The 14,298-nt window shown below is 52.4% G+C and carries 10 protein-coding genes; 6 read left to right on the top strand and 4 right to left on the bottom strand.

The window, feature by feature from the left end; translation table 11 throughout:
- Positions 1–103: 103 nt before the first annotated feature.
- Positions 104–3,472: a type I restriction-modification system endonuclease gene (gene hsdR / locus N1030_RS10240; RefSeq protein WP_265825384.1), complete on the bottom strand. Its 3,369-nt coding sequence runs from the start codon at positions 3,470–3,472 to the stop codon at positions 104–106.
- A gap of 937 nt (positions 3,473–4,409) precedes the next feature.
- Here hsdR and N1030_RS10235 point away from each other — a divergent pair.
- Positions 4,410–4,673 (top strand): RNA recognition motif domain-containing protein, encoded by a 264-nt coding sequence (locus N1030_RS10235; protein ID WP_265825383.1) that lies wholly within the window; start codon positions 4,410–4,412, stop codon positions 4,671–4,673.
- A gap of 297 nt (positions 4,674–4,970) precedes the next feature.
- Here the strand turns inward: N1030_RS10235 and N1030_RS10230 are convergent, their stop codons facing one another.
- Both N1030_RS10230 and N1030_RS10225 read right to left on the bottom strand, forming a co-directional pair.
- The gene (locus N1030_RS10230; RefSeq protein ID WP_265825382.1) at positions 4,971–5,759 is read right to left on the bottom strand and encodes a substrate-binding periplasmic protein; all 789 of its coding nucleotides are present in this window, start codon (positions 5,757–5,759) and stop codon (positions 4,971–4,973) included.
- Positions 5,760–6,079: 320 nt separating this feature from the next.
- Complete coding sequence (locus N1030_RS10225; protein WP_265825381.1) at positions 6,080–6,937, bottom strand: PEP-CTERM sorting domain-containing protein; 858 nt, start codon at positions 6,935–6,937, stop codon at positions 6,080–6,082.
- Between the two features lie 324 nt (positions 6,938–7,261).
- On the opposite strand from N1030_RS10225, the gene N1030_RS10220 reads away from it, so the two are divergent.
- The 3 genes from N1030_RS10220 to N1030_RS10210 all read left to right on the top strand — a co-directional run bounded on the left by N1030_RS10220 (position 7,262) and on the right by N1030_RS10210 (position 11,681).
- A complete protein-coding gene (locus N1030_RS10220) occupies positions 7,262–8,905 on the top strand; it encodes a sensor domain-containing diguanylate cyclase (protein ID WP_265825380.1) in 1,644 nt (547 codons plus the stop codon).
- A 273-nt stretch (positions 8,906–9,178) separates the two neighbouring features.
- Complete coding sequence (locus tag N1030_RS10215) at positions 9,179–9,640, top strand: cytochrome c family protein (protein WP_265825379.1); 462 nt, start codon at positions 9,179–9,181, stop codon at positions 9,638–9,640.
- 10 nt (positions 9,641–9,650) lie between these two features.
- Entirely contained in the window at positions 9,651–11,681 is a 2,031-nt protein-coding gene (locus tag N1030_RS10210) for a methyl-accepting chemotaxis protein (protein ID WP_265825378.1), read from the top strand.
- Between the two features lie 85 nt (positions 11,682–11,766).
- Here N1030_RS10210 and N1030_RS10205 read toward each other — a convergent pair whose 3' ends face one another.
- Positions 11,767–12,168: a hypothetical protein gene (locus N1030_RS10205; protein WP_265825377.1), complete on the bottom strand. Its 402-nt coding sequence runs from the start codon at positions 12,166–12,168 to the stop codon at positions 11,767–11,769.
- Between the two features lie 268 nt (positions 12,169–12,436).
- On the opposite strand from N1030_RS10205, the gene tgt reads away from it, so the two are divergent.
- Positions 12,437–13,564 carry a tRNA guanosine(34) transglycosylase Tgt gene (tgt, locus tag N1030_RS10200; protein ID WP_265825376.1) on the top strand — a complete coding sequence of 376 codons (1,128 nt, stop codon included), beginning with the start codon at positions 12,437–12,439 and terminating at the stop codon, positions 13,562–13,564.
- Entirely contained in the window at positions 13,564–14,214 is a 651-nt protein-coding gene (locus tag N1030_RS10195) for a YdcF family protein (protein WP_265825375.1), read from the top strand. Before tgt ends, N1030_RS10195 begins: the two co-directional genes overlap by 1 nt.
- The last annotated feature ends 84 nt before the right edge of the window (positions 14,215–14,298 follow it).

The following is a 14,298-nucleotide window of genomic DNA, read 5'->3' as shown; positions in this document are numbered from 1 at the left end:
AGGTTCCGAAGTAGTGAAGAAAGGATAAATATGCAAATATTGGTATAATGCCTATCACAACAGTGCATAGAATTCTATTAAGTGACTTCTTACACATCATGCACTATCCAGCTTCAGCCCATAGGGCTTTATTGATCTCGTTTAAAACTTCTTCCATTCTGCCATCAAACACCTTGTTTAATCTTGGGAAGCCACCGTTGGCCTGGAATTGTCCGCTGTTGAGGGCTTCGCGATCCACGATGATCTCTTTGCGCATCTGCTCACCAATTCGGTTCAGCCATTGTCGTTGTGGGGCTGTCCACTGGCGGCTTGAAAGGATGCGCTTCATAGCCCTGTCCACACGTTCTTCATATGACATGAGCGGTGAGCCAAGGGCTAACTGGCGGATGAATCCTATGATGGAAGCAGCGATGTCCTGATTCTTAGACTCGCGCCACGCGGTGCGCAGTTTGACCTCAGAATACTGGTGCTCGTCAAGGAGTTGCTTAAGCTCCTTCAGTTGCTGGCGGGTGAGTTCGCCTGGGCGTTGCAGAACAACCTTGAGGGCGGCAATATCGTTTTGATTGTTCAGAATGAATTGCCGGAAGGATTCCAGGTAGTCTTCCGGTTTGTTAGCCGTACCGTAGCCGCGTTCCTCACGCCGGAGTTTATCCTCATGATGGGAGATGAGTTGCTTGCCTCTCATGTCGGATCGGATACCATCCAGGAACGCACCAAGGCCTTGAGGGCCGAGAAGCATGGCTGTGGTGCTGGAAATATCCTTGCCCCCAAGTTGGTCAGCAAAGGCCTGCGGTGCATGCCCTGTGAGCGTCTGGAACTTCTCAAGGGCATCATCCTTAATCAGGCGCTTCTTGCGCTGGAACTTGGCGCGGAACTGGTTGACGATGGTTTGCCGCACGTTATCATCCGTGGTTCCTTCCAATTCGGAAATAAGCTGCTGGAAGGTGACGGATACAGTCTGCACAACAGGTTTCATCTCGGTGTAGTCCTGCAAAGCAGAGTATAGGTCTACGGCGTCGAAGATGCGGAACCACTCCTTGCCGATGTCGTCGCACAGGCGTGTTGCTCTGCCCAGCATCTGCTCATACAGAATGCGGCTTCTGACTCTCCGCAGGAAAACAAGGTTGCAAATTTCCGGTACGTCTATGCCTGTGGTCAAGAGGTCAACCGTGACGACGACATTCGGAAGTCGTTCATTTTTAAAGCAGCGGATGAGCTGCAACGGCTTATCCGAATTGCCCGTTATCTTGATCACAGCATCATCTTCCACCTCGCCATACTCGGATGCAAAGGCCTGCTTAAGCAGGTCAACAACCATGTCGGCATGGCTGTCCGTAGCGCAGAAGATGAGGGTCTTTCCATCCAGTGTCGGGTCTAGGTGCTTTGCAAGCTGGCCGCAGACAACTTTGTTGAACGGTTCTGTGATGACGCGTTTGTTGAACTCGTCAATTTCAACGGAGACTTCATCCGCCAGGTTCCATGTATCCACTTCGCCGCTGTGTGCGTCGAAAATGTCAATGTCCTGCCCGGCCTTCCATGTGATGCCATCCTCCGCCAGTTCGGTAACGATGCGAATGGGCGGTTCATGATCCACAAGGTAGCCGTCAATGACAGCCTGGCGGTAGGAGTACGTGTATACAGGCTTGCCGAAGAGGTCGGTCGTGTGCAGCGCTGGTGTGGCCGTGAGGCCGATACGGACAGCATCGAAATGGTCGAGGACGCGGCTGTATTTGGAAATGTAGTCGCTTTCACTGCGGAAGGTGAGTTCCGTATCGCTCATATCCTTGTCGAGATTGTAGCCCCGATGGCATTCGTCCACGATGATGCAGTCATACTGGTCAACGGGCAAGGGAGTGTCACCGTCCGCAGGGAAGAGCAGACGCTTGACCATCCCCTGGATGGTGGCAATTTGGAGTCTCGTATCCTTGTCCGGCTTTACGTCTCCGATTTCCTTCACGTCGTATATTTCGTTGAAGGTCTGGTGGCTCTCAAGCCGGAAGTCCTTGAATGCGTCTGCGGTCTGTTCGCCCAGTGATGTTCTGTCGACCAGAAAGAGCACACGGCGGAATCTCTTCGCTTTGCAGAATCGGTACACCAGGCCGATACAGGTTCGGGTTTTCCCTGTGCCTGTTGCCATGGCCGTGAGTATGTTCCGTTGCCCTTCGGCAATGGCAGCTTCGACTGCCCGGATGGCATCGTGCTGGTAATAGCGAAGATCCAGATAGTCTGAGGAATTCGTTTCCAGGCTTGCATCCGCAGCGGGAATGTCCTGCCCCAATAGTTCCATGAGGCCTTCCGGCGTAGGCCAGCCTACAAGAGGACGAGAGATGTTGGTTGTAACCCTAGCATCTCTGAACCATATGCCGCTCTTGGTGCGGAGCTGTTTGAGGAATGGGCGGCCATTGGCGGAAAACAGGAAGGGAAGGACATGCCCGTCCCAGGCGCTGCCTTCCGGGAGGGTTTCTTCTCCTCGCACGGTGTAGTCTTTGCTGTAGCGTTGTGCCTGTTTCAGGGCTGACGAAACATCTTTGTTCCGGCGTTTGGCTTCGACAGTGGCTACAGGTGTAAGGCCGACAAAAAGCACGTAGTCCGCTGGGCCAGACTTGGTAGGCCATTCGGCAATGGCGAGGTTTTTTCCCTTTTGCGGGCGAACTCCGGCCTGGTATGTGAGGTGGGTAGAGTCTGCTTCCCATCCGGCATCACGGAGTTGTGCATCGATGATCTTCCGGGTGTCTGCTTCGTCTAGGTCAACAGAGGCTTCGCCAACCTGATTCAGGGCTTGCTTTGTGCTGTCGATCTCGGTCTTGGATTTTTTGGTTGCCTGAATGCGAAGTTCTTCAACGCGAAGGGCAAACGAGCGCTTTGCTTCGTCCTGCTGTTGCTTGCTTTCCTGAAGCAGAGACTCTTTCTCAGCGAGGTGCAGGTATGCTACTTCCGCCTTTTTGAGGGCGGCCTGTTGTGCCTCTTCCGTTTCGGCAAGCTTCTGCTTGAGTCGTTCCAGTTCGGCTGCAAGAGCAGCATCAGCCTGAGTCGGCTTTGGGGGAGGAAGGAAGGGGCCAGGTTCAAACTCCTTATCCTTCCCGAAAACCTTATGGAACCAAGTTGCAAGAATCCTGGAAAAACGAAGGGCATCCAACGCATTCTGTTCTTCGCCTTCGAGGCCATGAACGGCGATGTTGCCAGCTTTTCTGAGGATGTGGAAAATCTGGTTTATCTTTGGGCTGAGTACGCCTTCGTCATCCAGCTTGCGAAGTACCTTTACGGCGGTGTCTTCCTCGTAAATGGCTATGCCGGAACGGGCGGCAATTTGCTGGGCGAGCAACTCGCTGAAGAGCCGGATTTTGAAGAGTGCGGCGTTAGCATCACTGAATACAAGGCGCTCTGCTTGTGCGGCGCACTTCAGGAGCAGTTCGTCGTGTTCAGCAAGGAACCAGAAATTCGGGGACGTTATGGTCTCGGCTGCCTCGTGCATAGTCACTCCTCGGCTGGTTGAACGAAGCCTTAAGGAACCTACAGCATACAGGCAAACAAATAAAGCAGTATCAGGGGGTTGTTAGCTGGGGGACGAGGTGCGTTAAACAGGCTTCCAAATTGCCCAGAAGGTATGGTACAAGCGTGTGGAACACATCGACTGGAACCCATCCCCTTAATTTCGTACAGGGCTGAGATTCCATGGTATTTTCGAGTGTGGTACAAGGGTGATGTTCGAATCTCACCCCTTCCGCCATCGCTCATAACTGCCTTTAATGGCAATCTTTTTCAGGCTTGTACGTCAATTGGACCGCCTTGGAACATCTGGGTGGTACGCAATGTGAGGTGCAAGCCTTGTCATTTTTAGCTCTCCCATACCTGTTTCAGTGTTCAGCTGGCCCATGATCGAGTTCTGTCTGCCTGGAGGGTGTACCATCTATAGGTTGCCCAGGGGCAGGTTGTGGGCTTCGAGATCGGTGTGAAGTCCTGTCTGTTCTGGAGTCCGTTCGTGCTTACATCTGGGGCTGTGCAGGGATGTGTTTGCAGTTCTGGAAGATGATGGGTAATGCCATCATTGTTTTCTTTGGGTGTCACGTGGATGCTGTGCCGATTATATATTGTGTAATAGTATGTGTGGCATAAGGTAACATAATGTGCTCATGCATTTTGCAAAATTATATGGTTAGATGGATATTTTGGTGTAAGGGGTGGCGTATTGCGAAAAATGTTTCGTAATATGCGAACAATGATGTGGTTTTATAAGAAATGTATTGTGTTTTTTGCTGAGTTGTAGTTTGAGTTAAATTAAATTGAAAATAGCTGTTGACAGCCGTGAATGTTTTGTGTATTTATTGTGTAATTGTTTGAATATGTATGCAGATTTTGTTTGCATGAATTCCCTGTAGTTAGTCGGGGTATCTTAATTTTTTGGAGTTTTTTTGAATAAGAATTTTTATGTCGGGAACCTGTCTTGGAAATGTACTAATAACGACCTTCACGCTCTTTTTTCTAAATATGGGGCAGTTGTCTCCGCGCGTGTAGTTCAGGATCGTGAAACTGGTCAGTCCCGTGGGTTTGGTTATGTTGAAATGGGAACCGCAGGTTCGGCAGATGCCATGAACTCGCTCAACGGCTCTAGTTATCAGGGGCGTAATATTAAGGTTAATGAATCGCAGCCCCGTGGTTTCCGTCTCCGCTACTAAACGGATTCGACTTATGATTCGAAGGCTCGCCTCATGGCGGGCTTTTTTTATTTTCTATTGCCTTCTGCGGCTAGCAACTAGCTATGTTTTAAGCTTCGCTTGTCTGATAATGCCCTTCATGTTGTCGGGAGAGGGGGCAATAATTATTGGATGCACAGCAGTTGCGACAGATGAATCACAGGTATCTGCTAGTAATGTTACATGACTCATGGATGGAGTCTGTGTGTTTCTATTATTGGTGTAATTGAATAGAGCTTATTTGCAGGTTCAATGCGTCGTAGGCATGTATGTCTTGTTCTAATCCTCTCTGCTGATTCCGTATTTTTTCATGATGCGCTCGTACTCGCTTTGGTTGTTAGCGGTTGGTTGTTTTAAGGCGTCCAGTGTTTGCTGCATTTCTGTGATGAAGTTGTCTTGGAATCGTTGATTTAATGCGTAATACAAATTCTCTTCACCAAGTATGTAGACAACCTCCAAGACATCAATGTCGTGTCCCATTCTGGCAACAACGCTCTTGGCAATAGTTTCATCGAAAGCTACAAGTTTAACGTCGCCATGAAGAAGCTTGTACAAAGAACTCCAGACTGTAAGTGATTGTCCTACAAGGTTCTTTGGAATGTTTGAACGAAGCACTATGATCTCACCAGTGTCATTCTTGACGACTTCAACACCATATCGAGCAACATCATTCAAGCTGGAAATTGTAATTCCGCTCCCCTTGCGGGCAAGCAATGCAATACGGCTTACGCCAATGGGGCCAACCCACTTGAAAAGATTCTCTCGTTCTGGAATGCGGGCTGTAGTACAAAGCAATGTGCCAGCCTTACGCTGTGCCTCTTCGTAGCCTCTCGCCCAAGGTATGAACTCAATGTCTTCCTTGCGCAAACGGAAGCCCATTTTCTTAAAGATCAGGCTGAGTAAATCTGTCGAGATTCCACGCAGTTCGCCTCCTTCTGCGTAGTTATATGGAGGATTGTCATCTACCATAACGTGAAGCTTGTCAGGCTCTTGGCTGTACGAAGAAGGTATGTTTATTCCGGTGCAAATGAATAAAGATATAACCATAACGAGTAGCTTGCTTTTCATATTAGCTCTCCTAAAGACAATATGGATCTTGCCACTCTACAATACAACGATTTATAGGACCAGCTAAATAAACATTGATCTCGGAGCCGCTAGGTAGCTAACGATGAATACAATGAGTTGTTGTCTTAGTTGTTTTTATAATGTGATGTGATCACGAGGTTTTTGCCTTGTGGCGTGTGGTTGCTTCCCAATTTCACCCCTTCCGCCACGATGACAAAGCCCCTGCTTTGCAGGGGCTTTTCTTTTTGGATTCCATTGTACGCGTAATAGAAAACGCCCTGCGGCCAACTGGCGGCAGGGCGTTTTGAGTTGCAACAATGTTACTGCTTCCTGAGCGCTGCGCCGAGTGTGGCTATCAGCAGGCCAGCCCCCATCAGCAGAAGGGTTGCCGGTTCGGGGATGGTGGTGGGGGGCGCAAAGGCACCGGTGAGGTACAGCTCTTCAAAGGAACCGTCCAGACCCTGCATGTTGAATTCACCCTCAAAGGTGTAGCCCATTCCCTGGAAGTCTGCCAGGTCGAGACCCATGGCGTAAGCAACGAAGTCGACTTTACCGTTACCGCGGTTTGATGAGATGAGCGTTGTCGGGTCAAAGAAAGAGGGGATCAGCCCGTATGCGGTTGCCCATGCGGTGGACTGGTATACGCCGTCATTGATTCCGTCAAAAGACCAACTGTCCACAACTGTTGTGCCATCCATGATGCGGATTTCAGCTGTTATCTGCAGGTCCCTTTTGGCTGCCGTTCCAGGTTCGTTCATGTCGAACAGGAAGACAGGAATGGATGAGGCGAACGTGTCCTGCAAATAGCCATACAGCGAGTCGACTGAAATGGTACCGCCAAGCCCCCATATTCCCGAGAAAGTGCTTGTGCTCCCGGACGGGGCTGCAAGCGGATCCGGGAAGGAATACAGGTTGGGAGCGATCCCTACGTTCACGTTATTCTGGCCTGTGGCCCCGGTGTATGCCAGCACATCCAGCCCGCCTGTTCCGGCTGCGGTGTCCCATGGGTCTCCACTCACAATGCCGTCATACAGCATTTGGGCAATGGAGAATGAACGGAACTGGTCATATTGCAACCCGAACACATCGGGGGGCAGTAGCACTGCTGCCTGCGAAGCAGGTATCCAAGCGGCTGACAGCACACCTAGCAAGCTGAGAATTATCAGTATACGTTTCATGGCTGCCTCCAACGGCTAAAGCTAACTCGAAACAATTATACGCCAGTAATGTTGCAAGAAGCAGTCCTATTGTAACCGGCTTTTATTGTTTGATAAAAATGTTATTGTGGATGTGGTTTCTGTAAAGTTGCCCGACACGGTGTGGTGGGTGTTTACATGTCTTGGCAAGACGACTGCCATTGAATCAGCGTGTTGAAGTGATTGCAGAGTTTGTTGTTGTTAGCGCCCCTGACGAGGAGTATAAATAGGCTTGATGGATTTTGCCCCCTGCCCCGGTGGGGATGTGCTTGGGTGGTTACAAACAAAAGGCTAACCGGTGGGCTGATGTTACACTTTTTCAGGCGCGATAATGCTGGGGGGCCCAGTATCCGGATGCATATCCGGTTGTACTCTCTCCTTCTTGAATTAATACCCATTGCGATTGTCGTGTTGTTTTCCATTTTTCTTCTGAGAGGGATGGTGCTGGATCGCGAGCGCGGCAGACTTGAGCAGCATGTGGCCTATCAGAAGCGGTTTATTGAAAACTGGCTGCAGAGTCTTCAGCGGGATGTGACTGTCATAGCTCGCGATCCGGACGTGCGAGGTAACGATGAGGTAGGGATGCGCGACCTTTTCGGCCGGTATCTTTCGCAGCATGACGACGTGTTCTCCGTGGTGCGGGTAGCAGGTGACGGGCACACAACGATAGATACTTCCTCTCCATCCGGTCTCGATTTGGGGGACAGGGCATATTTCAACGCCGCGAAAGAAGGAGATCGGTGGGTGTCTGATGTGTTGATCGGGCGTCCTCACGGCAGGCCCATCATGGTTTTTTCCCATCCCGTCACATCCATGGATCGCCGCTTTGGCGGGGCGGTTCTTTTGCCGGTTGAGATGTCTACCGTGCAGACTTTCCTCAACACCTTTTCAGAGATGGACAGGGGCGAGAGTTATCTTGTGGGGCGAAGCGGTGAAATGCTGACTGAATCCAGCTACCTTGGGCTACTGAAGAAACGTGGCTTCGCCGGTGAATCGGTCGTGAAAAATCTCAAGATTGATACGCCGTTGCTCATGGCCGCCCAGAGGGGGGAGGTGCTGCAGGATGTTTATACGGGTTATCATGGAATGGAGGTCATCGGCGCTTACGCCTGGGTGAACGGAAATCGTTGGCTTTTGGTGGCGGAGGAGCCTCTTGATGATGTATTGAGAGACTTTTATACGCTGAAATGGCTGTTTGCTGCCATATGTATCGGCACTTTCATTTTGCTTCTGCCCGTCCTTATTCGTTTCTCCCGTTCCATAGAAGAGCCTCTCAAGGGGCTTGCGGATTTTGCAAAAGGCATATCCCGTGGCGAGTATGAAAAGCAGTGCGCGCTGCCCGATGTGAAAAACGCCCCTATTGAAGTGCGCGTTTTGTACGATACGTTTTGTGAGATGAGTGAGAGAGTTGCGACGACTATTGAGGAGTTGGAACACGCGTCACATACCGACCTGCTGACGGGAGTGTACAACAGAAGAAACCTCATGAAGGAAGGCGGAAGAGTTGTCGAACAGTGTATCCGCGGTAACGTTCCCTGTGCATTTCTCATGATGGACATAGACCACTTCAAGACAGTGAACGATACCTATGGACACGTGACGGGTGATGAAGTTCTCGCCAAAGTGGCTGCTGCCATAATGCAGGCCGTGCGCACAACAGACATCGTTGCGCGGTATGGAGGTGAAGAATTCGCCATCATTGCACCGAATTCGGATAAGCAACAGGGTGCGTTGCTGGCTGAACGTATACGATCTTCCGTGGCATCCCTGCAGTTTTCATCCGGAGGAGTAGACTTTTCGTGTACGATGAGTGTCGGAATTTGCGGACTGCAAGATGGTGGTGTGTGTGGTGTAACAGCGCTGGAATGTGCTTTGAATTGTGCAGATCAACAGTTGTACAAGGCAAAGAAGGGCGGGAGAAATAGAGTTGAATGCTGTGATGACTGTTAACTTGACGATTTTTTGCGTTTTTGAATGCTTTTAGTGCGCATGATTGCGGAAGTGTGCCTGTGTAATGCAGTCTTGAGGGTGTGTGAGCATTCAATCTAGTGTGCGTGCTGGACGCAGGCATGTTTTCGCGTTAATGCGAAGTGCAATGGTGTAACTTGGCTGTAACAATTGTCAAAGGGTGTGGGTGTCAAAGCGGCATTGTGCTTGGGGGTTGATCCTGCAAGGCGAAGAATGAGCTGACTGTTTCGTGAGGTGCTAATGCAAGAGGGAAGAATGAGAGTTGGTAGGCTGTTGTTGGTTCTTTTTTTGTGTTCCGGGGTACTGTGCGCTGCAAACTCTCTGGCGTTGGCACAGGAGTATGTTGGAACCAAGGCTTGCGCAGACTGTCATGAAGGGCAGTATGCCCGCTTTATGGAGCACTCCAAGAAGGCGCACTCCTGGAAGAGTATCAGCGTGATGGCCAGCGACCTGACAGCCGAGGAAAAGGAAGGCTGTTACGAGTGTCATACCACCGGATATGGCAAAGGTGGCTTTATCAGCTACGAAAAGACGCCGCATCTTGCTGATGTGGGGTGCGAGACATGTCACGGCCCGGGCGGCGAACATGTTGAATCGGGCGGCGATCCCGAAACGATCCGCAAGACTCCGGAACTGGCTGACTGCGAATCCTGTCATAATGAGAGCCGCATTGGTGCGTTCGACTTCAGGCCGCTGATCCATAGCGGGGCTCACTAAGGAGGTGGCGATGCCAGAATTTATCCGTAATTCCATAGGAGCCAAAACGTCTCTGCTGGTTTCTCTCATCTCTTTCATCATTTTTGCCGGACTTGTGGGCATAAGCAGCTATATGCAGCGTGAAAGCATGATGAAGGAACTGGACAAGGCCATGACCACCACTTCCGAGTTGGTCCAGCTTTCCATTGAAAAACCCATGGTGGTAGGTAACGACAAGGCCACTCGCGAGGAGTTCAAGTTTCTTTCCGAAACATACAGGGACATGGTGATTTATCTCACCAACTACAAGGGCAACATTACGTATAGTACCAACAAGGCATCCGAGCGTAAGGCCCTTGATTCCATAGTCAAGCATGATGCCTTTTCTGCGCTTGCTTCCAAAGCCCTGAAGTCCGAGATTCGCGAAAGCACGATCATGGAATACGAAGGCGGCACGCACTTTGTTCGTGTCACCAGTATCCCCAATGAGCAGGCCTGCCACCATTGTCATGGCGGCTCACAGCCTATCCTCGGCCAGATGGTGGTGATGCAGGATATCTCCCCCACCATTGCGGCGATCGATTTTCAGCTCTATGAGAATCTTGCCATTTCCTTCGGCGGCCTGCTGACGCTTATCGGCGCGGTGGTCTTCTTTATTCGTCGCAGCGTAGTTCGTCCCTTGCTGCACATCGCCCACGGCAGTGAAGAGGTCAGCAAGGGCAACCTTAACGCAGATCTTGTGGTGGATTCGCAGGATGAACTCGGTTCTCTTTCCCGCAACCTTGGTGACATGGTTGCCAAGCTGAAGACAGAGCTCGGTTTCTCCAAGGGGATTCTCGACGGTATGACCACCCCTGCGCTGGTTGTTGACAATGACGGTCGTATCTCCTTTACCAACCCCGCATTGCTCAAGCTTGTTGGGCGCACTGGCAAACCTTCGGACTTTATCGGGCAGTTGGTGGGCGAGTTCATGTACAGTGATCCCGGTCGTGAAACCATTTCACACAAGGTGCTGCGTAGTCGTTCACCCATCATCGGGCACGAAAGTTCGTTCACCAACAGGCTCGGCGATCAGGTGACCATGGTTGTGGACTCTTCTCCCATCTATGACTTGGATGGAAAGCTTATCGGTGCTTTTACGATCTGTACGGATATGACCGAAGTACGCAGGCAACAGGCGCTGGTTGAGGCCCAGAACGAGACGATCACGCACGCGGCGCATGCAGCAGGGCAGGTTTCCGAGCAGGTCTCTTCGGCTTCCGAGGAGCTGTCTGCTCAGATTCAGCAGTCCAGCGCCGGTGCTGATGAGCAGCGCAAGCTGACCGGCGAATCTGCGACCGCCATGACTGAAATGAACGCATCCGTGCTGGAGGTGGCCCAGAACGCATCGCTCGCGGCTGAATCGGCCAGCGAAGCGCAGCATCAGGCCATTGAAGGTGCAAAGGTTGTCGATATGGCCGTACAGAAGATCAACAGCGTTGCCGATCAGGCCAACATGCTCAAGGATGAAATGGGCGAGCTTGGCAGGCAGGCGCAGGGTATCGGCCAGATCATCACCGTTATTGAAGATATTGCCGACCAGACGAACCTGCTGGCTCTGAACGCCGCCATTGAGGCTGCCAGAGCGGGCGAGGCCGGTCGCGGCTTTGCCGTGGTGGCTGACGAAGTGCGCAAACTGGCGGAAAAGACCATGTCCGCCACGCGCGAAGTTGTAGACTTTGTCGGTGCCATTCAGGATTGCGCCAAGCGGAACGTTGCCGCCACAGACAAGGCGGTTACGCTTGTGGCGGAATCCACGGATCTGGCCAGCCAGTCCGGTCAGGCTCTGCATACCATCGTAGGCATGGTTGAAAGCACTGCCGATCAGGTACGCGCCATCGCCACGGCCAGCGAACAACAGTCCGCGGCCAGTGAAGAAATCAGCCGTTCCGTTGAAGAGATCAACACTATCTCCACCGAAACGGCACAGGCCATGCTGGAATCTGCAAAGGCCGTTGCCGATCTGGCCCGCCTTGCGCAGGAACTGAATGCCATTATTGAAGAAATGCGCGGCAGCAAATGATGTTGCCTGACTGATGAACATGAAAAAAGCCGGACCATGTGTCCGGCTTTTTTTTGTTGCTGAAGCAATCGTATCGTGGCGGATATCAGGCAGTGCCTGCCATGCCCATGCCTGTATGGGGTGCGGGCGGGATTACGGGCAGCGGGCTGGAGGCTACAGGCTTGGTGCGGAACGCGTCGTCCCTGCGGGCGGCCCGGGCAAGGAGCGCTTCTGCGATCATGGAAGGGCCATTGCAGTCATGGAGAAGATATTCGCGCACGGCTTCTGCGGAAGAAAAGCAGATGGCCCCGTGCATTTTGCGACGGCTGGGGTAATTGATATGGAAGGTAGACGCCAGAATATATTTGCCTACGCTGGTCTTGTAGAGGGTGAGTTCCCACCAGTTCGGGGTTACTCCCATCAACTCGCGGTCATCCAGAGAAACCAGAAGATCGCCCGTAAAAACCAGTTCTTCCTTGCCGTTGCGCTTCACTGAATATTCTCTCATGTGGTCCCTCCGTCTTGTTGGGGGTGCAAGGCCGATGTGGCAGTATCTGTCGTAATCCTCGCATGCGCGAGAGTGATAGTTCTAGTTTTATTGTACTGCATTTTTTCATCGGGAAGGGCAAGTATATTTTGCAGGAAGTGAAAATTTTTCTTCCAGTTCCGTGTCGCACGGTTGCAGCTGGAAAAGTGGGCAAGGAATCACTTGCCTTGCAGGGCATGAAGCCGTATGCCCCCTTTTCAAATATCTGCCCCGAAGGTATGGTGCGCTTATGGCAAACATTGGTGAATTTACAATACATGCAACGGACGGAGCGGCCCGCACTGGCGTGCTGCATACTGCGCACGGCCCTGTACAGACTCCCATTTTCATGCCCGTGGGCACGGTGGGAAGCGTAAAGGCCATTGCTCCTGACGATTTAGAGGCTATTGGAGCCGAGATTATTCTCGGCAATACCTACCATCTGTACCTGCGACCCGGCGACGAGCTTGTGGCGCGGCGTGGCGGGTTGCACGAATTCAACGCGTGGCGCAAGCCCATCCTGACGGATAGCGGCGGGTTTCAGGTGTTCAGCCTGAACGAACTGCGCAAGATTCAGGAAGAGGGCGTCACCTTCCGGTCGCATCTTGATGGTTCCAAGCATCTCTTTACGCCTGAAAAGGTTGTGTCCATTCAGCGCAATCTGAATTCGGACATCATGATGGTGCTGGACGAGTGCGTACCTTACGGAGCGGATAAGGCATACACGGCCCGCTCGTTGGAGCTTACCACCCGCTGGGCAAGACGCTGCCGCGATGCGTATCCTCAGGGTACGGCGGGCAACCTGCTTTTTGCCATCACGCAGGGCGGTTTCTTCAAGGACCTGCGCGAGCGCTCCATAGCCCAGCTGACCGGCATGGATGATTTCGACGGCTTTGCGCTCGGCGGTCTCTCCGTGGGCGAGAGCAAGCAGGAGATGATGGAGATGCTCTATCACTGCGCTCCGCTGCTGCCTGCTGCCAAGCCGCGCTATCTGATGGGCGTGGGAACGCCGCTTGATATCATCAACGGCATCAACGCGGGTATCGACATGTTCGACTGCGTGTTGCCGACCCGTAACGCACGTAACGGCACGCTCTATACCTCCGTGGGCAAGATCAACATCAAGCGGCAGGAATATGCCGAAGACGACGGCCCGCTTGATCCCAACTGCTCCTGCTACACCTGCCGCACGTTCAGCCGAGCCTATCTGCGGCATTTGTACCATGCCAAGGAGATCCTTTCCTTCCGCCTGAACTCCATCCATAACCTTACCTACTTCCTTGATACTGTCAGGGGAGCCCGAAAGGCTATCACGGACGGAACGTTTGCGGCCTACAAGAAGCAGTACGAAGAGATCTATCCTCAGGAAGTGGTGTAATGCGCTGGCTGAATGCCTTTTTACGGTTGCTCGGCGCGTTTGCGTTGGTTGGTATGCTGCTGCTCGGTACCGGGCTTCTGTTTGCAGGGCATTGGCTGACCTCTGACGATATCCCATCCGTGGCGGATGCCATTGTTGTGCTGGGCGGGGATTACCATCGTCCGGTTTACGCTGCGGAGTTGTACCGCAAGGGCTATGCCCGTGTGATTTATGTCAGTCGAGTGAATCGTTCCGCGAACGAGGAGCTTCTGGAACGCTACGGTGTGGTTCCACCGTTGCAGGAGTCCATTTATCAGCGCATCCTGATTGCCGAAGGCGTTCCGCCGGAAGCCATCCGTCTGCACGGGAGCAGCCTGCTCAGCACCCTGCAGGAGGCGGAGTCCATTGCCGAAAAGCTGGGCAAGGGGCCCGGCAGGCTTATCGTGGTCACGTCGCCCACGCACGTGCGGCGCGCGGGTATCATCTTCAGGCATGCCCTGCCGGGGTGGACCGTCATGATGAGCGGCGCGACGAATCAGCCTTTCCCCGAACGCTGGTGGACATCTCAGGCCGCTGCCCGCGAGGTGGTGCTTGAGTTCATGAAGACTCTTTACTACATGCTTGGCGGTGGCTTCAGGTCTCAGGACGGGGCCGGCGCTCAGGCTGGCTGAACATGTTCCGAAGCCGGAACTGCGGATTTCTGCAGTGCCGGAGGAGACGGCGTTCTGCATTGAGGCAGACATCAAATCGGCGGT

Source organism: Desulfovibrio mangrovi, from assembly GCF_026230175.1.
GTDB lineage: Bacteria > Desulfobacterota > Desulfovibrionia > Desulfovibrionales > Desulfovibrionaceae > Halodesulfovibrio > Halodesulfovibrio mangrovi.
Note: the sequence above shows the minus strand (reverse complement) of the source record. Positions and strands in the feature narration are given on the sequence as shown.

Bases quoted from the DNA above. Each gene is read 5' to 3' on its own strand.
- hsdR (WP_265825384.1), bottom strand. From the start codon at position 3,472: ATGCACGAGGCAGCCGAGACCATAACGTCCCCGAATTTCTGGTTCCTT.
- N1030_RS10230 (WP_265825382.1), bottom strand. From the start codon at position 5,759: ATGAAAAGCAAGCTACTCGTTATGGTTATATCTTTATTCATTTGCACC.
- N1030_RS10225 (WP_265825381.1), bottom strand. From the start codon at position 6,937: ATGAAACGTATACTGATAATTCTCAGCTTGCTAGGTGTGCTGTCAGCC.
- N1030_RS10220 (WP_265825380.1), top strand. From the start codon at position 7,262: ATGTTACACTTTTTCAGGCGCGATAATGCTGGGGGGCCCAGTATCCGG.
- N1030_RS10215 (WP_265825379.1), top strand. From the start codon at position 9,179: ATGAGAGTTGGTAGGCTGTTGTTGGTTCTTTTTTTGTGTTCCGGGGTA.
- N1030_RS10210 (WP_265825378.1), top strand. From the start codon at position 9,651: ATGCCAGAATTTATCCGTAATTCCATAGGAGCCAAAACGTCTCTGCTG.
- N1030_RS10205 (WP_265825377.1), bottom strand. From the start codon at position 12,168: ATGAGAGAATATTCAGTGAAGCGCAACGGCAAGGAAGAACTGGTTTTT.
- tgt (WP_265825376.1), top strand. From the start codon at position 12,437: ATGGCAAACATTGGTGAATTTACAATACATGCAACGGACGGAGCGGCC.
- N1030_RS10195 (WP_265825375.1), top strand. From the start codon at position 13,564: ATGCGCTGGCTGAATGCCTTTTTACGGTTGCTCGGCGCGTTTGCGTTG.